At 57.4% G+C, this 24,106-nt stretch carries 25 protein-coding genes; 9 read left to right on the forward strand and 16 right to left on the reverse strand.

What is annotated here, in order from left to right; genetic code table 11:
* Positions 1-5 precede the first annotated feature (5 nt).
* Complete coding sequence (gene ubiU, locus HCK03_RS02705; protein WP_041147381.1) at positions 6-1,001, reverse strand: ubiquinone anaerobic biosynthesis protein UbiU; 996 nt, start codon at positions 999-1,001, stop codon at positions 6-8.
* A 221-nt stretch (positions 1,002-1,222) separates the two neighbouring features.
* On the opposite strand from ubiU, the gene ubiT reads away from it, so the two are divergent.
* Together ubiT and HCK03_RS02715 are read left to right on the forward strand one after the other, a co-directional pair.
* Positions 1,223-1,747, forward strand: a complete 525-nt coding sequence (gene ubiT, locus HCK03_RS02710; protein WP_041147380.1) for a ubiquinone anaerobic biosynthesis accessory factor UbiT — start codon at positions 1,223-1,225, stop codon at positions 1,745-1,747.
* The gene (locus HCK03_RS02715) at positions 1,741-2,244 is read left to right on the forward strand and encodes a GNAT family N-acetyltransferase (RefSeq protein ID WP_041147379.1); all 504 of its coding nucleotides are present in this window, start codon (positions 1,741-1,743) and stop codon (positions 2,242-2,244) included. The genes ubiT and HCK03_RS02715 overlap by 7 nt, the downstream gene beginning before the upstream one ends.
* Here HCK03_RS02715 and HCK03_RS02720 read toward each other — a convergent pair.
* A complete protein-coding gene (locus tag HCK03_RS02720; protein WP_115191794.1) occupies positions 2,231-2,515 on the reverse strand; it encodes a GIY-YIG nuclease family protein in 285 nt (94 codons plus the stop codon). The genes HCK03_RS02715 and HCK03_RS02720 overlap by 14 nt on opposite strands.
* Before the next feature lie 55 nt (positions 2,516-2,570).
* On the opposite strand from HCK03_RS02720, the gene HCK03_RS02725 reads away from it, so the two are divergent.
* The 3 genes from HCK03_RS02725 to HCK03_RS02735 all read left to right on the forward strand — a co-directional run bounded on the left by HCK03_RS02725 (position 2,571) and on the right by HCK03_RS02735 (position 4,831).
* Positions 2,571-3,008, forward strand: a complete 438-nt coding sequence (locus HCK03_RS02725; protein WP_041147377.1) for a YhbP family protein — start codon at positions 2,571-2,573, stop codon at positions 3,006-3,008.
* A 91-nt stretch (positions 3,009-3,099) separates the two neighbouring features.
* On the forward strand, positions 3,100-3,744 hold the full coding sequence (locus tag HCK03_RS02730; protein WP_167691094.1) for an NAD(P)H-binding protein: 645 nt from the start codon (positions 3,100-3,102) through the stop codon (positions 3,742-3,744).
* A 46-nt stretch (positions 3,745-3,790) separates the two neighbouring features.
* Positions 3,791-4,831: a permease gene (locus HCK03_RS02735; RefSeq protein WP_115191796.1), complete on the forward strand. Its 1,041-nt coding sequence runs from the start codon at positions 3,791-3,793 to the stop codon at positions 4,829-4,831.
* 49 nt (positions 4,832-4,880) lie between these two features.
* On the opposite strand, the gene dolP is transcribed toward HCK03_RS02735, so the two are convergent.
* From dolP to HCK03_RS02755, 4 genes are read right to left on the reverse strand one after another with little or no spacing between them, the layout of a single operon-like run.
* On the reverse strand, positions 4,881-5,456 hold the full coding sequence (dolP, locus tag HCK03_RS02740) for a division/outer membrane stress-associated lipid-binding lipoprotein (protein ID WP_041147374.1): 576 nt from the start codon (positions 5,454-5,456) through the stop codon (positions 4,881-4,883).
* Positions 5,457-5,465: 9 nt separating this feature from the next.
* Entirely contained in the window at positions 5,466-6,056 is a 591-nt protein-coding gene (gene diaA / locus HCK03_RS02745; protein ID WP_041147373.1) for a DnaA initiator-associating protein DiaA, read from the reverse strand.
* 23 nt (positions 6,057-6,079) lie between these two features.
* On the reverse strand, positions 6,080-6,466 hold the full coding sequence (locus HCK03_RS02750; RefSeq protein WP_167691095.1) for a YraN family protein: 387 nt from the start codon (positions 6,464-6,466) through the stop codon (positions 6,080-6,082).
* Positions 6,424-8,559 (reverse strand): penicillin-binding protein activator, encoded by a 2,136-nt coding sequence (locus HCK03_RS02755; protein ID WP_167691096.1) that lies wholly within the window; start codon positions 8,557-8,559, stop codon positions 6,424-6,426. Before HCK03_RS02755 ends, HCK03_RS02750 begins: the two co-directional genes overlap by 43 nt.
* Before the next feature lie 63 nt (positions 8,560-8,622).
* Between HCK03_RS02755 and rsmI the strand changes: the two genes are divergently transcribed.
* On the forward strand, positions 8,623-9,483 hold the full coding sequence (rsmI, locus tag HCK03_RS02760) for a 16S rRNA (cytidine(1402)-2'-O)-methyltransferase (protein ID WP_123551893.1): 861 nt from the start codon (positions 8,623-8,625) through the stop codon (positions 9,481-9,483).
* A gap of 32 nt (positions 9,484-9,515) precedes the next feature.
* Here the strand turns inward: rsmI and HCK03_RS02765 are convergent, their stop codons facing one another.
* The 9 genes from HCK03_RS02765 to kbaZ form a co-directional block, all read right to left on the reverse strand.
* On the reverse strand, positions 9,516-11,405 hold the full coding sequence (locus tag HCK03_RS02765; RefSeq protein ID WP_167691097.1) for an alpha-galactosidase: 1,890 nt from the start codon (positions 11,403-11,405) through the stop codon (positions 9,516-9,518).
* A gap of 93 nt (positions 11,406-11,498) precedes the next feature.
* A complete protein-coding gene (kbaY, locus tag HCK03_RS02770; protein WP_123551894.1) occupies positions 11,499-12,371 on the reverse strand; it encodes a tagatose-bisphosphate aldolase subunit KbaY in 873 nt (290 codons plus the stop codon).
* A 12-nt stretch (positions 12,372-12,383) separates the two neighbouring features.
* A complete protein-coding gene (locus tag HCK03_RS02775) occupies positions 12,384-13,538 on the reverse strand; it encodes an SIS domain-containing protein (RefSeq protein WP_167691098.1) in 1,155 nt (384 codons plus the stop codon).
* A gap of 301 nt (positions 13,539-13,839) precedes the next feature.
* The gene (gene nagA, locus HCK03_RS02780) at positions 13,840-14,973 is read right to left on the reverse strand and encodes an N-acetylglucosamine-6-phosphate deacetylase (protein WP_167691099.1); all 1,134 of its coding nucleotides are present in this window, start codon (positions 14,971-14,973) and stop codon (positions 13,840-13,842) included.
* Entirely contained in the window at positions 14,970-15,404 is a 435-nt protein-coding gene (gene agaF, locus HCK03_RS02785) for a PTS galactosamine/N-acetylgalactosamine transporter subunit IIA (RefSeq protein WP_041147365.1), read from the reverse strand. The genes nagA and agaF overlap by 4 nt, the downstream gene beginning before the upstream one ends.
* A 16-nt stretch (positions 15,405-15,420) precedes the next feature.
* Positions 15,421-16,299 (reverse strand): PTS N-acetylgalactosamine transporter subunit IID, encoded by an 879-nt coding sequence (gene agaE / locus HCK03_RS02790; protein ID WP_041147364.1) that lies wholly within the window; start codon positions 16,297-16,299, stop codon positions 15,421-15,423.
* Entirely contained in the window at positions 16,289-17,068 is a 780-nt protein-coding gene (gene agaW / locus HCK03_RS02795; protein ID WP_041147363.1) for a PTS N-acetylgalactosamine transporter subunit IIC, read from the reverse strand. Before agaW ends, agaE begins: the two co-directional genes overlap by 11 nt.
* A gap of 10 nt (positions 17,069-17,078) precedes the next feature.
* A complete protein-coding gene (gene agaV / locus HCK03_RS02800) occupies positions 17,079-17,552 on the reverse strand; it encodes a PTS N-acetylgalactosamine transporter subunit IIB (protein ID WP_041147362.1) in 474 nt (157 codons plus the stop codon).
* A 19-nt stretch (positions 17,553-17,571) separates the two neighbouring features.
* Complete coding sequence (gene kbaZ / locus HCK03_RS02805; RefSeq protein WP_123551897.1) at positions 17,572-18,879, reverse strand: tagatose-bisphosphate aldolase subunit KbaZ; 1,308 nt, start codon at positions 18,877-18,879, stop codon at positions 17,572-17,574.
* Between the two features lie 237 nt (positions 18,880-19,116).
* Here kbaZ and HCK03_RS02810 point away from each other — a divergent pair, with 237 nt between their 5' ends.
* The gene (locus HCK03_RS02810; protein WP_115191805.1) at positions 19,117-19,926 is read left to right on the forward strand and encodes a DeoR family transcriptional regulator; all 810 of its coding nucleotides are present in this window, start codon (positions 19,117-19,119) and stop codon (positions 19,924-19,926) included.
* A gap of 52 nt (positions 19,927-19,978) precedes the next feature.
* On the opposite strand, the gene garD is transcribed toward HCK03_RS02810, so the two are convergent.
* Positions 19,979-21,550: a galactarate dehydratase gene (garD, locus tag HCK03_RS02815; RefSeq protein WP_123551898.1), complete on the reverse strand. Its 1,572-nt coding sequence runs from the start codon at positions 21,548-21,550 to the stop codon at positions 19,979-19,981.
* Between the two features lie 402 nt (positions 21,551-21,952).
* Between garD and garP the strand changes: the two genes are divergently transcribed.
* Positions 21,953-23,287 carry a galactarate/glucarate/glycerate transporter GarP gene (gene garP, locus HCK03_RS02820; protein ID WP_041147358.1) on the forward strand — a complete coding sequence of 445 codons (1,335 nt, stop codon included), beginning with the start codon at positions 21,953-21,955 and terminating at the stop codon, positions 23,285-23,287.
* Positions 23,288-23,315: 28 nt separating this feature from the next.
* On the forward strand, positions 23,316-24,086 hold the full coding sequence (garL, locus tag HCK03_RS02825) for a 2-dehydro-3-deoxyglucarate aldolase (protein ID WP_045856688.1): 771 nt from the start codon (positions 23,316-23,318) through the stop codon (positions 24,084-24,086).
* The last annotated feature ends 20 nt before the right edge of the window (positions 24,087-24,106 follow it).

Raw genomic sequence — 24,106 nt, forward strand, 5'->3', positions numbered from 1 at the left:
GTTTCTCACTGCCATTTACGGTGATAGGCGCCAAGGGTGGTTTGCGTTCCCTCGGACATTGCGCCGAGAGTCTCCATCCATGCGGATTGTGGGACAAAATCCTGCGGGGAGGCTTTACAGCGATCGATAGCCTGACGCCAGACCTTCGCCACCTGGGTAACGTAGGCCGGGCTGCGCTGGCGGCCCTCAATTTTCACCGAGGCAATATTTGCCGCCATCAGCTCCGGCAGCAGCTCAAGGGTATTCAGGCTGGTGGGCTCTTCCAGCGCGTGATAGCGCTCGCCGTCGACCAGGTAGCGGCCTTTGCACAGGGTGGGGTAGCCGGCGTTCTCGCCGTCCTGATAGCGGTCAATCAGGACTTCATTAAGCCGCGACTCCAGGCCCTGCGGAGTCTGCTGCCAACGAACGAAGCGCGCGGGCGAACAGGCACCGACGGTATTCGGTGATTCACCGGTCAGGTACGAGGAGAGATAGCAGCGGCCCTCCGCCATAATGCACAGGCTGCCGAAGGCGAAGACCTCCAGCGGAACCGGGGTAGCGCGCGCCAGCTGTTTGACCTGGTGGATGGAGAGCACGCGCGGCAGCACCACGCGGGCGACGTCGAAATTGCGGTGGTAGAAGCGCACCGCCTCTTCGTTGGTCGCAGACGCCTGAACCGACACGTGACGTTCAATATGCGGATAGCGCTCGGCGGCATATTCCAGCATGGCGATATCGGCGAGGATCAGGGCATCGGCCCCCAGCTGGGCGGCCATATCCACCGCGCGCTGCCAGCGGGCGTAGCCGTCCGGGTGGGCGAAGGTGTTGATCGCAATATGCAGCTTGCGGCGATGCTGATGGACGAAGCTGACGGCTTCCTGCAGCTTCTTTTCGGTGAAATTAAGACCGGCAAAGTGGCGGGCGTTGGTGTCATCTTTCAGCCCGATATACACGGCATCGGCACCGTTTTCGATGGCCGCCTTAAGCGCCGGGAGGTTACCGGCTGGGCAGAGCAGCTCCATAATTTTTCCTGAAAAACGCGGCCTGTCGGCGACGCTGAATGGTTAGCGAGCAGGGATTTTAGTTAACCTTCTGGTGACAATTTTTGATTTGAGGCAGTTAAAAGCGGATTGGTTGCGCCAATAATAGGTACCCGTCATGGTGATTTTGTTGATTTACGCCGCTATGTTGTTTATTTGATATGGCACAATAGCGGAACTGTCGCTTTCATGGAGTTAAGCTTGTGTTGGATAAATTGCGTTCCCGGCTGGTCCACTTTGGCCCGTCTTTGATGAGCGTGCCGGTTAAGCTGGCGCCTTTTGCCCTCAAGCGCCAGGTGCTGGAGCAGGTGCTCAGCTGGCAGTTTCGTCAGGCGCTGGCGGATGGAGAACTGGATTTTCTCGAAGGCCGCTGGTTAAGTATTAATGTGCGCGATATTGGCCTGCTGTGGTATACCTCAGTGAGCGAGGGTCGGCTGGTGGTTAGCCCGACGGCAGAAGCGGACGTCAGCTTTAGCGCTGATGCCAGCGATCTGCTGATGATCGCGGCGCGTAAGCAGGATCCGGATACGCTATTCTTCCAGCGTCGGCTGGTTATCGAAGGCGATACCGAGCTGGGGCTGTACGTCAAAAACCTGATGGATGCCATTGAGCTGGAGCAGATGCCGAAAGCGCTGCGCATCATGCTGCTGCAACTGGCGGATTTTGTTGAAGCTGGCCTAAGCAGCCCGCGGAAACCTGAACAGACATCGGTAGGTGAGGCATGCTGATTCGAGTTGAAATTGGAATTGATGCACCGGGAATCGACGCGTTGCTGCGCCGAACCTTCGGCGGCGATGCCGAAGCGCAGCTGGTGCACGATTTGCGGGAAGATGGCCTGATCACGCTAGGCGTGGTGGCAACGGACGATGAAGGTCAGGTGGTTGGCTATGTTGCCTTCAGCCCGGTCTCCGTTGAAGGCGAAGAGCTGCAGTGGGTTGGCATGGCGCCGCTGGCGGTAGATGAAAGCTACCGCGGTCAGGGCATTGGCCGCCAGCTGGTCTATGAAGGGCTGGATTCGCTGAATGAATTTAGCTACGCCGCGGTCGTTACCCTCGGCGAGCCGGCGCTGTACGGCCGCCTGGGCTTTGAACCGGCCGCGCGCTTCGATCTGCGCTGCCGCTGGCCGGACACCTCTGAGGCGTTTCAGATACGCCCTCTGGCCGATGACGCGCTGCAAGGGGTCCACGGACTGGTCGAGTACAGCGACCACTTCAATCGCTTCTAAGGCTCTCCAGCAGGGTTTCAAAGGTACCATCTCCGGCAACGAGGCGCTCCTTCTGGCGCTTCGTTAGCTGCTTGATGCGATACTCCAGCCTCAGTGCTAGTGAGTGTTCACCAACTTCCTGACTAAAGGCCAGCTGCAGCGCGCCTTTCCCACGTAAAGCTTTCGCTCCTTTGCCCTCCTGATGCTGACAAAAGCGGCGAGAGACGTCGGTGGTAATCCCGGTATAGAGGCGATTATCGGCGGTACGAATCAGATAGAGAAACCAGCGCACGGTCCAAAGGTCGGTATGTTAAGGTGTGTGCACCATAGCATACTGGAGAAAAAAGATGGATACGCTTGCCGCGATCGGCCGCTGGCTGGGCAAACAGCACGTCGTCACCTGGTGCGTCGCCAGCGAGGGTGAGCTCTGGTGTGCCAACGCTTTCTATATTTATGATCCTGAAAACGTGGCATTTTATCTTCTTAGCGACGAGAAAACTCGCCATGGCCAAATGACCGGCGAGCGCGCTAAGGTTGCCGGTACGGTAAATGGTCAGCCGAAAACCGTGGCGCTGATCCGCGGAGTTCAGTTTAAAGGCGAGATTCGCCGGCTTCACGGAGACGAGGAGGCAGAGATGCGTCAACGCTACGTGAGGCGCTTCCCGGTTGCCCGCGCGCTACCTGCCGCGGTGTGGGAAATCCGCCCCGACGAGCTCAAGTTTACCGACAATACCCTCGGCTTCGGCAAGAAGCTGCACTGGCAGCGCGAGGCTGCCAGAGAGTAATTCCCCCGGCAGACGTGCAAATCCTCCCTTTTCTTGCATACTTTTTCTCAAGCTATCCGTCGCCCGTCGCGGCGGAACCTCAGGAGAGATCATGAGCCAGGTGCTGATAACAGGCGCGACCGGTTTAGTTGGTGAGCACTTACTTCGAATGTTAGTGCGTGAGCCGAGCATTTCGGCGATAGCCGCGCCCACTCGCCGCCCGCTGGCGGATACGCAAGGCGTATTCAATCCCCATGACCCTCAGCTGAGCGACGCGCTGGCGCAGGTCGTTGATCCGATAGACACCGTCTTTTGCTGCCTGGGCACCACGCGACGCGAGGCGGGGAGCAAAGCGGCCTTTATTCATGCTGACTATACGCTGGTGGTGGATACGGCGCTGACCGGACTACGGCTGGGGGCGAAACATATGCTGGTCATCAGCGCCATGGGAGCCGACCCGCATTCGCTGTTTTTCTACAACCGCGTCAAAGGGGAAATGGAGCAGGCGCTGCGCGCTCAGGCGTGGCGCAATCTGACGATCCTGCGCCCCTCTATGCTGCTGGGCGAGCGGGACAACAAGCGCGCCAATGAAGCGCTGCTGGCGCCGCTGTTCCGCCTGCTGCCGGGGAACTGGAAGTCAATCGACGCCCGCGACGTCGCACAGGCGATGCTCAGCGAAGCGCTCGCGCCCGCTCAGGAAGGCGTCACCGTTCTGCCATCGGCAAAACTGCGTGAAATCGCCGCCAGCGAGGCGTAATATTCAGCGCTTCGCTGTATAACCACATTTCTTGCTGGGGAATGCTATGACTGGTCAGTCTTCATCTCAGGCGGCATCATCTTTTCAATGGTGGAAGCCCGCGCTCTTTTTTCTCGTCGTCATCGTTGGCCTGTGGTTCGTTAAATGGCAGCCCTATTACGGTAAGGCCTTCACCGCCGCGGAAACGCACAGCATTGGAAAATCTATTCTCGCCCAGGCCGATAGCAACCCGCTAAAAGCCGCGTGGGATTACGCGCTGGTCTACTTCCTGGCGGTCTGGAAAGCGGCGGTGCTGGGCGTACTGCTGGGCTCGCTGATTCAGGTGCTGATCCCGCGCAACTGGCTGCTGCGCACGCTGGGGCAATCGCGTTTTCGCGGTACGCTGCTGGGGGCGATTTTCGCTCTGCCCGGCATGATGTGTACCTGCTGCGCCGCGCCGGTGGCGGCAGGCATGCGTAAACAGCAGGTGTCGATGGGCGGCGCGCTGGCGTTCTGGATGGGTAACCCGCTGCTGAATCCGGCGACGCTGGTGTTCATGGGATTTGTACTGGGCTGGCAGTTTGCCTTGATTCGCCTGGTGGCCGGTCTTGCGACCGTGCTGGTGGTGGCGACGCTGGTACAAAAATGGGTGAAAGAGGCCGCGACTCAGCCGGCGGCAGTGCCCGACGTTTCCCCGCAAATTGCCGAGGGCGGTTTCTTCAGCCGCTGGCTGCGGGCGCTGTGGACGCTGTTCTGGAACACGATCCCGGTCTATATTCTGGCGGTGCTGGCGCTGGGTGCGGCGCGCGTCTGGCTGTTCCCTCATGCCGACGGCGTGGTCGGTAACACCCTGTTCTGGGTCCTGGCGATGGCGATAGCCGGCTGCCTGTTCGTTATCCCGACGGCGGCGGAGATCCCTATCGTTCAAACCATGATGCTGGCGGGAATGGGCGTTGCGCCGGCGCTGGCTCTGCTGATCACTTTGCCTGCGGTCAGCGTACCGTCGCTGATTATGCTGCATAAGGCGTTTCCGGCGAAGGCCCTTTGGCTGACCGGCGGGCTGGTGGCGCTGTGCGGCGCGATTGTTGGCGGGCTGGCGTTACTGTGATGATTTTCCGGGCGACAGCGCTGAGGGGTTGTCGCCCGAAATGCGGTGCTTACTTGAGGTAGGTAAACGCGGTTGTGACGCGAGAAACGCCGCTGACCCGGCTGGCGATATCCGCCGCCGCGCGACCTTCGCGGTCGGTAACCAGCCCCATCAGGAACACTTCCCCGTTTTCGGTCGTCACCTTCACGTTCGATGATTTAACCTGGTCAGTGCCCAGCAGCTGGGAGCGAACCTTGGTGGTAATCCAGGTATCCGAAGAGGCGGTGCCGAGGCCAATCGGCTGACCCTGACGCACTTCGTTAAAGACTTCCGTGGTTCCTTCGACGCCCATCGCAATTTGCTTCGCGCGCGCGGAGAGATCGGCCACCGGAGATTGACCGGTCAGCAGGACTTTGCCCTGGTAGGCGGTGACGTTAATGCGGGCCTGTTTCTTAATTTGTTCATCTTTCGACAACGCGCTGTTGACGCGTAGCTCAAGCGTACTGTCATCGACCTGTGTGCCGACCGTACGCGGGTCCGTTGCGGCCTTGGTGCCGACTGCTGCCGTTCCGACGACTGCTGCGGCAACGCATCCCTGAAGCAGTAGCGCAGAAAGAAGGATGGCGAGGGGCGAGAGAGCCTTCATGTGTTCTCCTTATTCGTCCTGGTGTGGAAAAAGCGTGTTATCAATCAAATCGCACAGACAGTTGACGGTAAGCATATGCATTTCCTGAATACGCGCGCTGCGATGCGAGGGAATGCGAATTTCGACGTCCTGCTGACCCAGCAGGCCAGCCAGCTCGCCGCCGTCATAGCCGGTTAACGCAACGATGGTCATATCGCGAGTGACGGCCGCTTCCACGGCTTTCACGATATCCCGACTATTGCCGCGGGTGGAGATCGCCAGCAGTACATCACCAGCGTGCCCAAGCGCGCGCACCTGCTTGGCGTAAACCTCGTCATGCAGGCGATCGTTGGCTATTGCCGTTAAGACCACATTATCGGTATTTAGTGCAATGGCAGGTAAACCAGGGCGCTCCGTTTCGAAACGATTGATCATGCTGGCAGCAAAATGCTGTGCGTTGGCGGCAGAGGTGCCATTGCCACAACAGAGGATTTTGTTGCCGTTGAGGAGTGACTGCACGAGGGTCATCGCCGCACGGGAGATGGCGTCCGGGAGTGCTTCCGCTGCTGCAATTTGGGTTTGAATGCTTTCAGTGAAGCAGGCTTTAATTCTATCGAGCACGGGATCCCTTAAATTCGTTTACGCTATTCGCCAAAGGCGTTTTTCAGCCATTGGATGTCGTTTCCGGTGAAGGCTACCACATCGAAACGGCAATCCACAGTATCAAAGCTCCCATTATGTCGGGAGAGCCACAGACGCGCGGTATGGAGGAGTCGTTGTTGCTTTTTCAGCGTGACGCTGGAGGCGGCATCGCCGTAGCCTGCGCTACGACGATAGCGCACTTCGACAAAGACGGTAACCGCCCCGTCGCGCATTATCAGGTCAATCTCGCCGCCCCGCTCGCGGGCGTTGGCGGCGATAAAACGCAGTCCCTGGCTTTCCAGCCAACGGCGGGCCTGGGCTTCCCAGACGTCGCCGGTTCGTTTGGCTAGTTGGCTGAGACGATCTGTCCGCGCTGGTACTTGAGCCATGACAGTTTCCTGTTGATCACGCAGTCCTGCGTGGCCGTCAGATCGCCGGTGTTGCCGTTCAGCTCAAAGCCCGGCACCTGACGTATTTGCGAGAAATGGTTGGCCAGCGACCAGGCGTCGGCGCCCATCGCGTACAGGCGCGCCAGCGAGTAGTCGTTACGCACGGCGGACAGCGCCTGCTGCATCAGCGCCGGGTTGCTGCCGGCGAGCATTGGGATTTCGCTGTACTGCAGGCCGTCCATTTCCAGGCGGAAGTCCGGGCCAGCGGTGCCCTGAGCGCTGCGAGAGCTGGCGTACAGCGTGACGTTGCTTTGGCTGCCGTTGCGCAGGGCGATCATCGGTTTGATGTAGCCAATTTGTTCCGGCGTCGCGAGGATCCAGGCGGCATCGACGCTGCCGCCGCTGCTGACCGGCACGTCGCTCGGGCTACCCAGCGCGCTATCCTGAGCGGAAGGCAGGGTGGACACCGGGCTACCGGTCAACGAGATACCGCTGTTGACGCTGGACTTCAGCTCGGAGGTTGAGCCAATACGCTGCTGTAAAACCGTGCCGCCGCCGATCTTAAGCCACTCGTTGGCAAAGGCGCTGACCACGCGATCGCCCAGCGATCCGCGCGGAACCAGCAGCAGCGGAGTCTGCTTGCCCTGATCGTGAATATGGTGTGCCGCATCGCGCGCTTCGTCTTCCGGGGAGAGGGCGAAATAGCAGATATTGGCGCGGTTCTCGACTTTTTCCGGCTGGTTCAGCGCGAGGACGTTCAGGGAGGTGTTGCTTTTAATGACCTCTTCGACGTTGTTTTTAAGCAACGGCCCGACGACGATGGTCGCGCCGTCCTGCTGCACCTGGGCCAGCAGCTGGCTCATTGGCTGGCTGGTGGTGTCGTAGATTTTCAGTTCGGCAGCAGGGTTGGCCGGGGTTGAGGCAACCGTCTGGGTCTGCGGCGCCGTCACCGGCGGCTGAGCGGCGTCGGCAGGCGCATCGCTGGTGGCGGCTGGCGTTACCGCTGGCGTCGTGCTCTGTGCAGCAGCCGGAGCGGCGGTTGGTGCAGTGACCGGCTCTGTTGCCGGCGGCGTCGCCTGGTCCGCTGCCGGCGTCTGTACCGGCGCCTGCGCGGCGTTTGCCGCGGTGAGATCGCTGATTTCCGCCTGCGACGGGCTGACTACCTCGCCCCCGGCGGCGTTTGCCGCCTGTGCGACCTGCGCAGGCACCGCGCTTCCGGCAACCGCCGGGGCGCCGTTTTTCGCCGCCTCAAATCCCTGCTGTATCGTGCGGCCAAATACCGCCGCCTGGCCGTTTAACGGCAGCAGCAGGGCGATTTTATTGGTTGATGCCGGCTTATAATTTTGCATGTTCACCAGCGCCGTCGGCAGCATCTTCGCGCCTGGGTTCTGCGGATAGCGGGTCTGCCAGTCTTTCACTCCGGCTTTGAGCAGGGTCGGATCGTTACGATTATCAAACCACATGCGCTGCAGATCCAGCCAGCCCTGCAGGACGTTCTCGTCGGCATTGATAACCAGCGCGTTGGCCTGATCCTGGGTCATTGAGGTCAGCGCTTTCCAGGTCTCGTCGATATTCTTCTGCTGCTGTTTCGGCTGGCTTAGCAGCGGCTGCTGGGCGATAAGGGCGCGCAGCAGGGTAATTGACGGGCGTCCCTGGCTGGCATCGATTTGCGCCTGCCAGTAGCGAGGCTGCTGGTTGGTCTCAAAGCTTGTCGGATCGAGCTTGCTGAGCAGCGCCTGAGCGCCCGGGAAATCGTTCTGGGCCAGCTTAACTTCTACCGCCAGCAGCGACTGCTCGCGGGCCTGCGTTTTGTTGAGGTTAGCCGGCAGCTGGTTGAACAGATCGATGGCCTGCTGCTTTTTGCCCTCTTGCAGCAGTGCACGAATGGCGAGTAATTGCCAGTTGGTCTTGCTATCATTCGCGCTTTGCTGCATTTGCTGTAGGTAGTAACTGGAGTTTGCCTGTGCCGTACCCTGTAAAAACGCCGTGCTTTGATCCGGGGTATGGGTGCCGCAGCCAGCGAAGATCAGAGCAGCCAGCAGTACGGGCAGACAACGCGCGGGTTTAGAACGAAGAAATGTTGACGGTACCATATGTATCCAGTGATATTTTTTTGGCTCAATGCTCAATATTAATTCGGCAATACGGACGAGACAATGAAACAACACGAATCAGCAGATAATTCTCAGGGGCAGCTCTATATCGTGCCCACGCCGATAGGTAATCTGTCTGATATCACGCAGCGTGCGCTGGAGGTGTTGCAAGCCGTTGATTTGATTGCTGCAGAAGATACCCGCCATACCGGTTTACTGCTCCAGCATTTTGGGATTAACGCCCGGTTATTTGCCCTTCACGACCATAATGAGCAGCAAAAAGCTGAAACACTTCTGGCAAAGCTGAAGGACGGGCAAAACATCGCCCTGGTATCTGATGCGGGGACCCCGCTTATCAACGATCCCGGCTATCACCTGGTGCGCACCTGCCGCGAGGCCAATATCCGCGTCGTGCCGCTGCCGGGGCCGTGCGCGGCGATTGCCGCTCTGAGCGCGGCGGGCCTGCCGTCGGACCGCTTCTGCTATGAAGGCTTTCTGCCGGCAAAATCGAAAGGGCGCCGCGATACGCTGAAGGCGCTGGAAGAAGAGGCGCGGACGATTATTTTTTATGAGTCCACTCATCGCCTGCTGGAAAGCCTGGAAGATATCTGCACGGTGCTGGGAGAGTCCCGCTACGTGGTGCTGGCGCGCGAGCTGACGAAAACCTGGGAATCTATCCACGGCGCACCAATCGGCGAGCTGGTGGCGTGGGTGAAGGAAGATGAGAACCGCCGTAAGGGCGAAATGGTGCTGATCGTCGAAGGGTTCAAGGCTCAGGAAGAGGCCCTGCCTGCGGACGCGCTGCGGACGCTGGCTCTGCTGCAGGCGGAGCTGCCGCTGAAAAAAGCCGCCGCGCTGGCCGCTGAAATTCACGGCGTGAAGAAAAACGCGCTGTATAAGCACGCGCTGGAGCAGCAAGGGTAGGAGAGTGGCCCGGCAACGCCGGGCCGGGTCGCTTATTTCACCGGCGTTGCTTCAAAGACCAGCGTCTGCAGCGGCTGCAGCGTAACCACGACGGCATCTTTATAATTCTCCGGAAGCGTTGCGTTGCTGCCATAGACGGCTTTCATCGCGAAACGTGTCGCTTCTCCCTGAGGGATTTCAAAGTCCTTCGTCAGATTCAGATAGTAGCTTTGCGGCTTATCAGAAGGATTACGCAGGCCCAGTATGGCCTTGTCTTTGTTCCAGGAAGCCCAGCCATACACCTCAAGCGCCGTCGGATCACCGCCAATCCAGTGGGTGTCTACCAGCACATGCGCATTTTCACGTGACCATTTTGCGGCCTGAGCCAGCACGTCCCATTTGGCGCTGTTCAACATTGATGGCGTGATGTAGAGCTCCTGCAGCTGGGTGCCCGTGGCGAAATAGCTCCATACCTGATCGGCAAAATCGGCGTCCGTTTGCACTTTTTCCAGTCCGTAATAAGCATTCTCCGCGCTCACAATTCCATGATACATCAGGGAATTTAGCGGGAATAACGGGCCTTTTCTAACGATTGAGCGGTAGGTTTCCGCATCGCGGTAGGTCATCCACTGTTGCACCGGCGTCCCTGGCCCATACAGATTGATATCATCGCCCTGGCGCCAGATAGAATCGGCATAAAACAGCCATGACGGGCTGGCATCAGTGCCGGTCGTCAGGTTAATAAACAGGTTTGGGCTGGCGCTGCGCATGTTGTGCAGCAGGGCTATGGAGGCATCAAAGTCGGAGGCGAACGGGCTGCCCTCGATATGCGAGTTGGCGTTACCCATTCCGTCCAGTTTGAAGGACGTGATGTGCTCGTTCTTTATCAGCCTGGCGATTTGCTCGTTGAAGTTTTTGAAATAGTTCGGCCCGGAGAGCGCCAGTTTGCCGTCGACCGTTTCAAAACCATACTCTTTGGCATGTGAAACGCGAATATCGCGCGGCTTATTGTAGCCACCCCAGGGTGAGAGCCACAAACCGACCGAGCTGTGCATGCTATCGGCCTTCTCTTTAACCTTGCCGAAACCCTCTCTGAACGCCGGACCAAATAGCCACCTTCCGGTACGATCGTCCCAGCCGTCATCCAGCAGGAATGCATCAAGCGGTACGCCGCGACCGGTAATAAAGGCTTTATTCCATTCATCCATGCGTCCCAGCACGTCCTGCTCGCTATAGGTGGTAAAGAAGCCGATATCCATCCAGCTGTTGTAGTGCAGATACGGTTTGTACGGACGTGGACGTACGGCATCGATAAACAGGTTTACGCTGCGGCGTAGCTGGCTGGTTTCTGCCATGGTGCCGAACCAGGTGGTGTAGCTGACCGGTGTTTCCGGCAGGATGGGTGTTTTAAGCTCGACGTTAAGATTCGTGGTGCCTTCATAGGCGTAGGTATTGACGATGGGTTTATCCGGTAACATGAAAAAGGTATCGGCAACAATCGGCGAGCTGTTAATTGCGCCATCCACGTAAGGTGCCTGCGACTGCTTTTTGGTGGGGAAAAAGGTGATTTTTGCGACGTTCTGCGCTTTGCCGACGGCGGCAATGGTGTAATCGATATTGGCGTACTTACCCTTCAGCAGATTCAGCGTCATGGTGACGTTGAAATCAGGATGGGTGTATTCCACTACCAGCGCGTTCTCTTTTTTCTCAACCTGTTTAATTTTGAAGTCAGCGGTGTGGATAACGCTCTCATCCGGTAGGGTCAGAAAGAACGGCTCCTGAGGCGAGAGCTGATGGCTGGAATGCGTATCTTTAACGACCAGTGCAGAGCCGGCGTCATCGAACGAGAAGGCCATCTTGTCGTTATTCAGGGCGTAATTTGCCGCAAAGGTGCTATGAGAGATGAAGAGCGTGAGCAACGATACATTGAGCGCTTTATTCATGGGGCAGAGGTCCTTTATTTTTTGTTTTATCAGAGGTAGACAGCGTTGTCCTGCCGCGGAATAACGCTGTGGAACGAGGGTGTACAACGGATATCAGGCTTCTGTGGGCAGCAGCAGGCGGTTTGCCGAGCCGCAAATGGTGATTTTGCTTCTGACCACTTCTTTCATTGCGTCCATGCCGACGCGCATGTAATAGCGAGGATCGTTGCCCTGCGGGTTGTCGGTGAACCATTTTTTGACTGCCGCAGCAAACGCAATTTTCAGCTCGGTTGCGACATTGACTTTGCAGACCCCGAGTTCAATGGCGCGACGCACGTACTCGTCAGGGACATCGCTCGCGCCGTGCAGGACCAGGGGCACGTCAACCACGTCGCGAATCTCCCCCAGACGGCGAAAATCAATTTTTGGCGTTTTGGTATAAAGTCCGTGAGCGGTGCCGATAGCCACCGCCAGGCTGTCGACGCCGGTTAGCTCGACAAAGCGTTTTGCTTCCTGCGGGTCGGTCAGAAACGCGCTTTCGGCATCCACGCTCATGTCATCTTCCATGCCGCCCAGGCGACCGAGTTCGGCCTCTACGCTGCAATCATGCTGGTGGCAGAATTCGACGACTGATTTCACCAGCTTTACGTTCTCATCGAAGGGGAAGTGGCTGCCGTCGATCATGGCGCTACGCACGCCGGCGTTAACCTTGCGGCGGATATCGTCCAGCGATTCATGGTGATCGAGATGCAGCGCCAGCGGCATGTCGTAAGTGGTGGCGTAGGCGCTGCATAGGGCGTAGATCTCCTCCAGCGCGATATGTTTAAAGGTACCCGGTGTGCCGGCGAGGATCACCGGCGATCGCATTTCGCTGCAGACTTCGAGGATCGCCTGGATCGTCTCGGCGTTATGAATGTTAAATGCAGGTACCGCATAGCCTTTTGCCTGGGCATCCAGCAGAAGATACTTCGTCGAAATAATGCTCATGATGCGCTCCTCTCAAGCATTCCAGGGGTGAATAACGACACCTTGCACCACGCGGTTTACCGTACCGCTGGCGGAAGGGGTGTCCGGGGTATTACCCACGCTGATGGACTGCGCGAGGGCAAATACCTGGGCATACATCAGGAAACAGAAAGCCAGCTCGACGTCGATAAAAGCGCGGGAAGGCGGCAGCAGGATGTGCGGACCCGCTGCGATGACGGCATTGGATTCGTCGGTAATCGCCACCACGCGCATTGCCTGCTTATCGCGACGCAGCTCGGCCAGCAGGTCGAGGTCGTACTGGCGCGTGTACGGATGGCTGGAGACAAACACCACCACCAGCGTTTCGTTATCCACCAGCGATTTCGGCCCGTGACGAAAGCCGGTTGGGGAGTCATAGAACGCCGCCAGCTTACCGGCGGTTAGCTCAAGGACCTTGAGGGCCGATTCGCGCGCCGCGCCCTGTAATCCGCCGCTGCCGAGATAGACGATCCGTCGCCACGGCTCATTGCCAAATACGCTTTCGCTAAATTCACCGAGTGACGTGAGGATCGTCTGACAGCGATCCGCTACGTCGCGGAAGGTCCTGCTGCCGATCGCCCCGGGCGCGAACACCGCAAGGCAGCTCGCCATCATGGTGGTAATACTGCTGGTCATCGCAAAGCCGCGGTCGTGCGTTTCCGCCGGCATCAGTAGCGCAAAGGCGTTGTCGCTGTTTACCGCGTTTTGATACAGGCTGCCGGCTTCATTACAGGTAATCGACAGGTGGTAACAGTCCGGGACGAACTGATTGGCCAGCTCTACGGCGGCGACGCTCTCCGGGCTATTGCCGGAGCGGGCGAAGGAGACCAGCAGCAGCGGGTGTTCGGCGTTGAGATAGTCCATCGGATTGGTTACCAGGTCGGTTGTTGGCACCGCGCTGATGTTTTTTCCGCTATGGCGCGATAGCCAGGGCGCAACGATCTCACCGATAAAGGCGGAGGTTCCTGCTCCTGTCAGAACGATCCGCAGGTCGTCTTTACGCAGCAATGGCGCAAGAAAGTCGTCGATCGCCGAACGGAGATTGTCGATGTTGCTGAGCGAGCGGATCCAGCAGGCGGGCTGTTGGCGGATTTCGGCTTCCGTCCAGGTGCCGGTCGCGGCGGAGGTAGCGGTATAGGTTTCAGGCATAACACAGTCCTTAGTCGTGTGAATTCCACATCAGACGCTGGCAAAATTGTCGCTATCTTTCGTTTCGTTTCACTTATTCATGTAATCAGTTAGATAAAATCTATATGAAAGAAATCGAAAGTTCAATTAAAGAAACAAGAAATAAAACGAAAACTGTGATCGGGAAACGGTGATTGTGGATATGTATGTGATAAATATGTATTTTTAATTAAATGACCGTAGAGGGTTACGTTCTTTTAGAAAGAAAAAGAAAGGCCTTACGCGGCGAGGGCGAAGGCCAATGTGACGCATAATGAAAGGGCTAAAGGGGGAGAGCCTGGCCCTGAATCCAGATTTTCTGCAGGTGTAGCCCGTCGTTTAGCGCAATAACATTCGCGCATTTTCCCGTCCGTAACGATCCCAGTCGATCGTCAATACCCAGCAGGCGGGCGGGGTGCAGCGAAGCCATATGAATGGCGTCTTCCGGCGGCGCTCCCGCCAGCTCGACCATGTTGCGAACGGCCGCATCAAGCGAGAGCGTGCTGCCTGCCAGGCCACCGGAGGCCGTTCGTACGATACCGCCGCGCATTTCCACGGCTTCGCCGCAGAGCGAATAGCGGCCGTCGGCCATACCGGCTGCCTGCATCGCATCTGTTATCAGGACAATGCGTTGCCCCGCGCAGCAGGAGCACAGACGCATGGCGGCGGGATGGACATGATGCCCGTCGGCAATAAGCTCCAGCCACGCCTGCGGCGTGGTGAATCCGGCACCGACCATGCCCGGCTCCCGGTGATGTAATCCGCTCATCCCGTTGTAGCAGTGCACCAGTCCGTCGGCACCGGCAGCGAAGGCGGCGCAGGTCTGTTGATAGGTGGCGGCGCTATGACCCAGCATCACCCGCACGCCCTGCCGTTTAAGGTGATGAATCGCCGCTATTGCCCCCGGCTTTTCCGGCGCCAGCGCCACCACCCGCAGCGTTTGCCGCGAGCGGGCAATGAGCGTATCCAGCTCGGCGATATCCAGCTCGCGGAACAGCTCAGGCGGATGGGCGCCTTTATTCTGCGGGGTGAAGTAGGGGCCTTCCAGGTAGCTGCCCAGTACCAGCGCGCCGGGACCACCGGAAAGCACGCGCCGGGCGATGCGTTCCAGCGCGCCGTGAATGGCCGGCAGCGGCGCGGTGACGGTGGTAGGCAGCCAGGCGCCTACTCCCTCGCGTGCTTTATGTATCGCCAGCCGGTCGAGCGCGTCCGGCGCTTCGTCCATCACATCAAAACCCGCGCCGCCGTGGACGTGAATATCAATGTAAGCCGGGCAAAGCAGATCGGCGTCGCGAGCGGTTACGCCGGCGGGGACAGGCTCGACAGCGGTAATGATGCCTGCTTCAATACGCAGCTGATGATCGGCAAGCCAGCCCTGCTCAGTTAGCAGGCGTCTGGCGCGCAGAATCTGCGTCATATCCCTTCCTCTACCGCTTTCTCTTCGCGGCAGCGCGCGAGTTCGTCAACCAGGCTGGTTAACCCGCGGTGCCCGCACTCCAGTGCCTGCAGACGAAACGCTTCGCCGTTGAGGCCCTCGCGTTCCAGTACCATTTCCAGCAGCAGCTGCAGATTGGTGCCGGTAATCACTTCGCTTCCTGGTTTTTGCATCGCCAGCGTGGAGGCCACGCGAAATGGCGTACCGCCCAGTAGGTCCGTCAGAAAAACGATATCATCTTCAGCGTCCAGCTGGCTCACCGCCTGCTCAAGCTGCGAGGTGAGCAGTGCGGTGGTTGAAGTCTCAGGAAAATCGATAGCAATAAACTGCGACTGCTCGCCCAGTATTTGTTTCATCGCCATTGCCATACCGCTGGCAAAGCCGCCATGACCCGTCAAAATAATACCTAACATGCAAACCTCTTTATATTTACAGGAAGTGGCAGAATTTACCCACGACACCCAATACGACGGTGAGCGCGATGAGGCGCAGCGGGCTCCAGCCGCGGCGCACCAGCCAGAACATGGTCAGGGTATAAACCAGCGGTAGAAACGCCGGCATCAGCTTATCGATAACATCCGTTTGCAGCTTGACTACCGCATCGCCTGCGGTGATCTCCAGGGTGGTGTTGAGGCGAACATAGGTCGCCACCAGCGCGCCAATTACCGTCATCCCGACGATCGACGCCGCGTGGCCGACCTTTTTGGTGTTGGCTTTAATTAACGGTATCGCCGCTACGCCCATGCGATAAGCGTAGTGTGCCAGGCCAAAGCGCAATCCGAGATGTACCACGTTGAACAGCACAATAAACACCACCGCGCCGAGGATAGAACCTTGCAGCGCGAGGCTGGCACCAATGCCGCCGCAAATCGGCAGCAGCGTCAGCCAGAACATCGCATCGCCAATCCCGCCGAGCGGGGCACCGACGGCGATTTTGGTGCTCTGAATGCTGTTGACGTCCTGCTTGGATCGCTCCATCGCGAGGATAATGCCGATGACAAAGGTCACCAGGAACGGGTGGGTGTTGAAGAAGCCCATATGGCCTTTCATGGCACGTGCCAGATCGCGCTCGTTGGTGTGGATCTTTTTCAGCGCCGGCAGCAGGCCATACAGCCAGCCGGAGGCCTGCATACGTTCGTAGTTGAACGAGGCCTGCAGAAGCATGGAGCGCCAGGCGACGCGGTTAATATCTTTTTTCGTCAGCTCCGCACCGAGGGCCTGGTCTTCGTAGACGTTTTCATTCACGCCGGAAAGCAGCGTCTCTTCGGATGTGGAGACGCCTGGCAGAGTGGTTTGATTAGATGCCATCTTCGAATTCCTCTTTCTGTGCCGCCGGCGCAGCCGGTTCTGGAGATTTGCGCAGCAGGTCAATGAGTGCCATCGCCAGCGCCGCGGCGGCAATTGCCAGTACCGGTAGCTTCAGCCATGCTGCGGCCACAAAGCCGATGATAAAGTAGGGGATATAGACGTTTTTCATCATGATTTTCAGCAGCACGGCGAAGCCGATAGCCGGCATGATGCCGCCCGCCACGCCGAGGCCGTCAATCAGGCGCTCCGGTAGCACATCAATGGCGGTTTTCGCATGTTCCGCCCCGAAAAAGATAGGCAGGAAGGCGCAGAGAAAATAGAAGGTCCCTAACGCCAGCAGGGCCAGATAGTTCACCCGTTCAATACCCCTGGTATCGGCGTTTGCCGCCATTCGGTCGCAGCGGGACATCACGCCGGACATCACCGAGAACAGGAAGGTGATTCCCATCTGTACCGCGACGGCGAAGGGGACAGCGACGCCGACCGCGACGTCAGGCTTCACGCCGGTAGTAATGGCAAAGGTGGTACCGACGATAGTGCCGATAATCACGTTTGGCGGCTGGGCGCCCGCCAGAGGGGCCAGTCCCATCCAGACCAGCTCCAGCGTGCCGCCGGTTAAAATACCGGTATGCAAATCGCCCAGAATCAGGCCGACCAGCGGGCCGAGGACCACCGGCCGGTGCATATGGGTTAACCCGTTGAACATATCCAGGCCGGCAATAAAGGCAAGAATACCTAGTGCAAAAGCCTGCAACAGACTGATTTCCATTATGAATCCCTCAGAGTAGTTTAAAGAGATCCAAAGCGGGTTCTGTCGGAACGCCCTGAACGAAGCATTCCACCCCGGCGGCCTTCAGGCCGTTAAACGCGGCAATATCGTCAGCGTCTACAGAAACCGTTTTGGCAATGTGTTGTTTGCCATTGGCGTAGTGCATATTTCCTACGTTGATCCGCGTGACGGGAACCCCGCCCTCCACCAGCCTGAGGAAATCAGCCGGTGTTTTACAGACCAGCAGAATTTTTTGCCGATCGGCGGCGCGGTGGATATTTTCAATCACTTTTTGCAGCGACCAGAAGCGCACGGCGATCCCCTCCGCCAGCACCATCTCCATCAGATTTTGCTGTACCGAATCTTCAGCAACCTCATCGTTGGCCACCAGCACCAGGTTAGCTCCCGCAAACCCAACCCACTGGACGCCCACCTGACCGTGGATCAAACGTTCATCAATACGACTTAAGACAATGTTTGGCATCGCGTTTTCCTCTTTGTTGTTATGCGTTATGGGACGTAATGCCCTGACAGGCAGCGTGGTACTGCTGCAGTATGTCCTGAATGTGGTCGATGATGAGTTCCCGCGGTGCCGCCTTGAGATCGCCCTCGCGAACTTTGATGTACTGCAACGGCATATACTGGCTGATGAGCGGCAGCGGAATTGGCCAGTCCGCGAGATTGCGCACCAGGCGTGCAAACGCCTCATCGATCTGGCTGTCCGGCCAGTAGTAGCGGACGCGGTCGGAGTAGCTGTACCCGCGCGCGAGGCGCCGCGCATTACCGTCGCCGTGATAGTGGCTTTGCCAATATTCCGGGCGATCGAGCATGACGTTTTCCAGCACGTGACGCAGGCCGGAGCACGCTTTCGCGGGCAGGAGTTCTTCCTCTATTGCCGCCAGCGAGAACAGCGCTTCGCGCAGGGCGAAGGTGAGCGCCGGGCCGACCTTGAGAATGGCAAAATGATCTTTCACCAGCTGACGAAGCGCCTGCGGCGTTTGATAGTCCGTGGAGTGGGCTTCAAATATCAGCGTGTCATAAGCCTCCACCATTGCGCTCAGCGCGACGGCTTTCTGCGGCTGATAGTCGATAACGTTGATATGATCGAATTCGACGCCGGGCTGGACCACCAGGCCGATAATGCGCGGCCAGATATGGCTCAACCCCTGCTTTGCAAAGGCATGGCGATGCGCTTCCAGCGTCGCGCGTGCCGCATCAGGCGTGGTGACCTGCAGTTCGGTAAGCGTTTCATGGGCGCCGCCTGGGACGGGCACTTCGGTGCCTATGACGTAGACGAGGTCGGATTCGCCAAAGTGCTCACGACAGGTCTCTTCGGCAATCTTTGCCAGTCGGGCTGCGCGGTCTGCAACGATCTCATCGGTTAACGGCAGCGGATCGCCCTCGCAGGACATGCTGCAATCGAGATGGATCTTCTTAAAGCCGGCGGCGACGTAGCTTTTAATGAGATCGTCGGCATTGGCCATCGCCTGCGCGGCGGGCAGGTTTTGCCAGCGGTTTGGGCCGAGATGATCGCCGCCGAGGATCAGCTGCGACAGGGGAAAATCGAGCGAGCTGGCAAGCTGGCAGACGAAGCCGCGGAAATCAGTGGGCGTCATACCGGTATAGCCACCGAACTGATCCACCTGATTGGAGGTGGCTTCGATCAGCAGCGGAGCCTGCTGGGCCCGGGCGTAACGAATGGCCGCTTCGAGTACCAGTGGATGCGCGGAACAGACGGCATAAATCCCGCTTGTGCTCCCACGTTTATGCTGTGCCACCATTTCTGTAAGATGTTTCACTTTCCTCTCCATTTCGGATGGTAATGACATTAATCTTTCGTTTTGTTTCATTTAATACTGCGTCATGGTGCTGTAAAAATAAAACGAAAGATAATAGTTTTCCGATCTGTTTCACAAAAGAAACATAATGAAAGGTTTCAGCGTCAAGGTCTCTCCCCATGAACCGCGTTGCGGGGCTTGCATTCCGCGAAAAGAAAGGTGTTAATAGGTAAATCGAAATGAAATGAAAGATTAGTTTAGGGAATGCTTATGAGTGGCACCGATTCTTCCATAGAGAAGCGCCTCGCCGGGACCAGCGAAAGGCGAGAGCAAATTATTCAGCGGTTGCGGCAGCAGGGAAGCGTGCAGGTTAACGATCTTTCCCTTCTGTTTGGTGTCTCCACGGTGACGATCCGCAACGATCTGGCGTTTCTGGAAAAACAGGGCATTGCGGTTCGTGCCTACGGCGGGGCTCTGATTTGCGATAGCAGTACGCCGGGCGTGGAGCCCTCTGTTGAGGATAAAAGCGCGCTGAATACCGCGGTAAAGCACAATATTGCCAAAGCGGCCGTTAAGCTGATTCAGCCGGGTCACCGCGTCATCCTTGACTCAGGCACCACCACGTATGAGATAGCTCGCCTGATGCGCCAGCATGCTGATGTGATTGTGATGACTAACGGCATGAACGTCGGCAATGCGTTACTGGAGGCGGAGGGAGTAGAGCTGCTGATGACCGGGGGCCACCTGCGCCGCCAGTCGCAGTCGTTCTATGGTGACCAGGCCGAGCAGTCTTTACAGAATTACCACTTCGATATGCTGTTTCTCGGCGTGGATGCTATCGATCTGGAACGTGGTGTCAGCACGCATAATGAGGATGAAGCCAGGCTCAACCGCCGGATGTGTGAAGTGGCGGAGCGTATTATTGTCGTAACGGACTCCAGCAAGTTCAACCGCTCCAGCCTGCATAAAATCATTGATACTCAGCGAATTGATATGATTATCGTCGATGAAGGCATCCCTGCAGAAAGCCTGGAAGCGCTACGTAAGCACGGAATAGACGTTATTTTAGTGAATGCCTGAACCGTCATTCTGCAGCCCTCTCCTCAAGCAGAGAGGGCTGAGCTTGCCGGGATCAGGTTACCGGCGCCGGGTTAAACACCGCCAGCTGGTTATGCAGCCCCCACTGGTCTGAGAAGGTTTTCTTCCGGCCGCTGGCGACGTCAAGAATAAACTCAAACAGCTTCAGGCCCACGTCTTCGATACTCTCCTCACCGGTGGCGATAGTCCCGGCGTTAATATCCATGAGATCGTACCAGCGGTTCGCCAGCTCGGTGCGGGTTGCCATTTTAATGACCGGCACCGCGACGAGGCCGTACGGCGTACCGCGGCCGGTGGTGAACACCTGAACCGTAATGCCGGATGCGACCTGCTGGGTACCGCAAACAAAATCGCTGGCCGGCGTGGCGGCAAATATCAGCCCGCGCTTCGTCGGGCGCTGGCCTGGTGATAGCACCTCGACAATCGCACTTTTCCCCGATTTAGCGATAGAGCCCAGCGCCTTTTCCACCACGTTGGCGAGGCCGCCTTTTTTATTCCCCGGGGAGGGGTTGGCGCTGCGATCGGTTTGGCCGAGATCGAGATAGTTATCGTACCAGGCCATCTCTTCGAGCAGGCGTTTACCGACCTCCTCGTTCACCGCGCGTGGCGTGAGCAGATGAATGGCGTCACGGACTTCGGTGACCTCTGAGAACATCACCGTCGCGCCGCAGCGTACCAGCAGGTCGGAGGCATAGCCGACCGCCGGGTTGGCGGTGACGCCGGAAAACGCGTCGCTGCCGCCGCACTGCATGCCGACCACCAGCTCGGACGCCGGGCAGGTTTCGCGCTGGCGCTGGTTGAGCTTCGCCAGGTGACGCTCTGCAACCTGCAGAATATCGTCGACCATGGATTGAAAACCCACGTGATGCTCATCCTGCAGCCGCACGATGCTGGCGCTATCCACGGCAACGGGCTGAACATCTTCCGTTCCCTGCAGCAGACGCTCTGGCTGCAGCTTTTCACAGCCCAGGCCAACAACCATCACCTCGCCGCCAAAATTTGGGTTCAACGAGATATTGTGGATCGTGCGGATAGGCACCACGGCCGCCGGCGCGTTGATGGCGACGCCGCAGCCGTACAGGTGATTGAGGCCCACCACGCCATCGACGTTCGGATACTTCGCCAGCAGATCGCGTTCGATGATTTTGACCACGTAATCGACAACCCCGGCCACGCAGTGCACGCTGGTGGTGATGCCAAGCAGGTTCTTGGTCCCGACGCTGCCGTCGGCATTGCGATAGCCTTCAAAGGTATAGCCTTCAAGCGCGGGAAGCGCCTGCGGGACTTTGGTCGCCAGCGGCAGGGTATTCAGCGGCGGTGCGCTGGGCAGCTCTACCGTGGACTCGTCAATCCAGCTGCCGCGCGCGATATCGCGAACGGCGTAACCGATGACTTCGCCATAGCGAATGATCTCGCCGTGAACGGGAATATCCACCAGCGCCACCTTATGGCCCTGAGGAATATGTTCAATCAGCTCCAGCCCGTCCGGGAAACGACTTCCCGCTTTCAGGCCATTATCATTGACAATAATTGCCACATTATCGGTGTCGTGTACTTTAATATAAAACGCGCTGGGCGATTGTTGTCTAATTTCGATGTCGGCCATTGTCCAGTATTCTCCAGCCAGGTGGGGATAATAAAATAGTTAGCTCTATATAAAATCTAATTGAGGATATTCTCAGTATTGTGGAATTAGAATGTCAGGAGTTAGCGATCAAAAATGTGATGGCGATCACTCATTATCGCGATAGCCGCGCCAGCAGCGGCATCAAAGCGTAAATATGTGCATTAGCGCCCATTATTATATGCATATGTTTAAAGTAATATTTATATAATCCTCATTAATTGTGCGTTTGCACAATGCGCGGCGGATACCTGCTGTTTATACTGAATGACGATTTCATTACGCCAGATTTGCTATTTGATGTTTGTTTTTATTTAAAGGGCATCTTTAGTGTAACGCTTAAATAATAAGAAAATAACTTCTCGAGTACCTGAGGTAAATAAAATGATACTTGATACGGTTGAAGAAACAAAAAAAGGCTTGCCCACCCGATATTTAATTTTACTGATAATATTTATCGTCACTGCCGTTAACTATGCCGACCGCGCAACGCTCTCCATTGCCGGAACCGCAGTAGCAGAAGAGCTTCAGCTCAGCGCGGTGTCGATGGGATACATTTTCTCCGCCTTTGGCTGGGCCTATTTGCTGATGCAAATCCCCGGCGGCTGGCTGCTCGATAAGTTTGGCTCGAAGAAAGTCTACACCTACAGCCTGTTCTTCTGGTCGCTGTTTACCTTCCTGCAGGGCTTTGTTGACGTCTTTCCCATCGCCTGGGCCGGGATTTCGATGTTTATTATGCGGTTTATGCTGGGCTTTTCTGAAGCGCCGTCATTTCCGGCTAACGCCCGCATCGTTGCGGCCTGGTTCCCGACTAAAGAGCGCGGTACCGCCTCCGCTATCTTTAACTCTGCGCAATATTTTTCCCTGGCGCTGTTCTCGCCTCTGCTCGGCTGGTTAACCTTCGCCTGGGGCTGGGAGCACGTGTTTACCGTGATGGGGGTCATTGGTTTTGTCCTCACCGGCCTGTGGGTAAAGCTGATTCATAACCCGACCGACCATCCGCGGATGTCAAAGGAGGAGCTGAAGTTCATCTCTGACAACGGCGCGGTGGTGGATATGGACCATAAAAAGCCCGGCGGCAATACCGCCAGCGGGCCGAAACTCCACTATATCAAGCAGCTGTTAACCAACCGCATGATGCTGGGCGTATTCTTCGGCCAATATTTTATCAACACCATCACCTGGTTCTTCCTCACCTGGTTCCCGATTTACCTGGTGCAGGAAAAGGGGATGTCGATTCTGAAAGTGGGGCTGGTGGCCTCCATCCCGGCGCTGTGCGGTTTTGCCGGCGGCGTGCTGGGCGGCGTGTTCTCTGACTATCTGATTAAGCGCGGTTTTTCTATCACGCTGGCCCGTAAGCTGCCGATCGTTCTCGGCATGCTGCTGGCTTCAACCATTATTCTGTGTAACTACACCGATAACACCGCGCTGGTGGTGACCCTGATGGCGCTGGCGTTCTTCGGCAAAGGCTTTGGCGCCCTCGGCTGGCCGGTTATTTCTGATACCGCACCGAAAGAGATTGTTGGTCTGTGCGGCGGGGTCTTCAACGTATTCGGTAACGTGGCGTCCATCGTTACTCCGCTGGTCATTGGTTATCTGGTCAGCGAGCTGCATTCATTTAACGCAGCGCTGGTGTTTGTCGGTTGTTCAGCTCTGATGGCGATGGTTTGCTACCTCTTCATTGTTGGCGACATCAAACGTATGGAACTGCAAAAATAATTCACGGTTAAGTGACAAGGTATAAGCGATGAATAACGATATTTTCCCGAACAAATTCAAGGCAGCGCTGGCTGCGCATCAGGTGCAGATTGGCTGCTGGTCCGCGCTGGCAAGCCCGATTAGCACCGAAGTATTAGGCCTTGCGGGCTTTGACTGGCTGGTGCTGGACGGCGAGCATGCGCCAAACGACATTACGACCTTTATCCCACAGCTGATGGCCCTGAAGGGCAGCGCCAGCGCCGCGGTTGTGCGGGTCCCGACCAACGAGCCGGTGATTATTAAGCGCCTGCTGGATATCGGTTTTTACAACTTCCTGATCCCGTTTGTGGAAAGCAAAGAAGAGGCGGTGAACGCAGTGGCCTCCACCCGCTATCCGCCGGAAGGCATCCGTGGGGTCTCCGTTTCTCACCGTGCCAACATGTTTGGCACCGTGCCGGACTACTTCGCGCAATCCAACAAAAATATCACCATCCTCGTACAGATTGAGAGCCAGCAGGGCGTAGATAACGTCGATGCCATTGCGGCAACCGAAGGCGTTGACGGCATTTTTGTCGGCCCAAGCGACCTGGCCGCGGCGTTAGGCCATCTTGGCAACGCCTCTCACCCTGACGTTCAGCGCGCGATTCAGCAGATTTTTGCGAGTGCGAAAAAGCACGGTAAGCCGAGCGGCATTCTGGCGCCGGTCGAGGCCGATGCGCGTCGCTATCTGGAATGGGGCGCCACCTTTGTTGCCGTCGGCAGCGATTTGGGCGCATTCCGCTCTGCCACGCAGAAGCTTGCGGATTCTTTTAAAAAATAACCCTCGGGATCAAAAGAGAG

Source organism: Klebsiella terrigena, from assembly GCF_012029655.1.
In the GTDB taxonomy this organism is placed as follows: domain Bacteria; phylum Pseudomonadota; class Gammaproteobacteria; order Enterobacterales; family Enterobacteriaceae; genus Klebsiella; species Klebsiella terrigena.

Coding starts and splice junctions, on each gene's coding strand:
- ubiU (WP_041147381.1), bottom strand. CDS start 1,001: ATGGAGCTGCTCTGCCCAGCCGGTAACCTCCCGGCGCTTAAGGCGGCC.
- HCK03_RS02715 (WP_041147379.1), top strand. CDS start 1,741: ATGCTGATTCGAGTTGAAATTGGAATTGATGCACCGGGAATCGACGCG.
- HCK03_RS02725 (WP_041147377.1), top strand. CDS start 2,571: ATGGATACGCTTGCCGCGATCGGCCGCTGGCTGGGCAAACAGCACGTC.
- HCK03_RS02730 (WP_167691094.1), top strand. CDS start 3,100: ATGAGCCAGGTGCTGATAACAGGCGCGACCGGTTTAGTTGGTGAGCAC.
- HCK03_RS02735 (WP_115191796.1), top strand. CDS start 3,791: ATGACTGGTCAGTCTTCATCTCAGGCGGCATCATCTTTTCAATGGTGG.
- dolP (WP_041147374.1), bottom strand. CDS start 5,456: ATGAAGGCTCTCTCGCCCCTCGCCATCCTTCTTTCTGCGCTACTGCTT.
- HCK03_RS02750 (WP_167691095.1), bottom strand. CDS start 6,466: ATGGCTCAAGTACCAGCGCGGACAGATCGTCTCAGCCAACTAGCCAAA.
- HCK03_RS02755 (WP_167691096.1), bottom strand. CDS start 8,559: ATGGTACCGTCAACATTTCTTCGTTCTAAACCCGCGCGTTGTCTGCCC.
- rsmI (WP_123551893.1), top strand. CDS start 8,623: ATGAAACAACACGAATCAGCAGATAATTCTCAGGGGCAGCTCTATATC.
- HCK03_RS02765 (WP_167691097.1), bottom strand. CDS start 11,405: ATGAATAAAGCGCTCAATGTATCGTTGCTCACGCTCTTCATCTCTCAT.
- kbaY (WP_123551894.1), bottom strand. CDS start 12,371: ATGAGCATTATTTCGACGAAGTATCTTCTGCTGGATGCCCAGGCAAAA.
- HCK03_RS02775 (WP_167691098.1), bottom strand. CDS start 13,538: ATGCCTGAAACCTATACCGCTACCTCCGCCGCGACCGGCACCTGGACG.
- nagA (WP_167691099.1), bottom strand. CDS start 14,973: ATGACGCAGATTCTGCGCGCCAGACGCCTGCTAACTGAGCAGGGCTGG.
- agaF (WP_041147365.1), bottom strand. CDS start 15,404: ATGTTAGGTATTATTTTGACGGGTCATGGCGGCTTTGCCAGCGGTATG.
- agaE (WP_041147364.1), bottom strand. CDS start 16,299: ATGGCATCTAATCAAACCACTCTGCCAGGCGTCTCCACATCCGAAGAG.
- agaW (WP_041147363.1), bottom strand. CDS start 17,068: ATGGAAATCAGTCTGTTGCAGGCTTTTGCACTAGGTATTCTTGCCTTT.
- agaV (WP_041147362.1), bottom strand. CDS start 17,552: ATGCCAAACATTGTCTTAAGTCGTATTGATGAACGTTTGATCCACGGT.
- kbaZ (WP_123551897.1), bottom strand. CDS start 18,879: ATGGAGAGGAAAGTGAAACATCTTACAGAAATGGTGGCACAGCATAAA.
- HCK03_RS02810 (WP_115191805.1), top strand. CDS start 19,117: ATGAGTGGCACCGATTCTTCCATAGAGAAGCGCCTCGCCGGGACCAGC.
- garD (WP_123551898.1), bottom strand. CDS start 21,550: ATGGCCGACATCGAAATTAGACAACAATCGCCCAGCGCGTTTTATATT.
- garP (WP_041147358.1), top strand. CDS start 21,953: ATGATACTTGATACGGTTGAAGAAACAAAAAAAGGCTTGCCCACCCGA.
- garL (WP_045856688.1), top strand. CDS start 23,316: ATGAATAACGATATTTTCCCGAACAAATTCAAGGCAGCGCTGGCTGCG.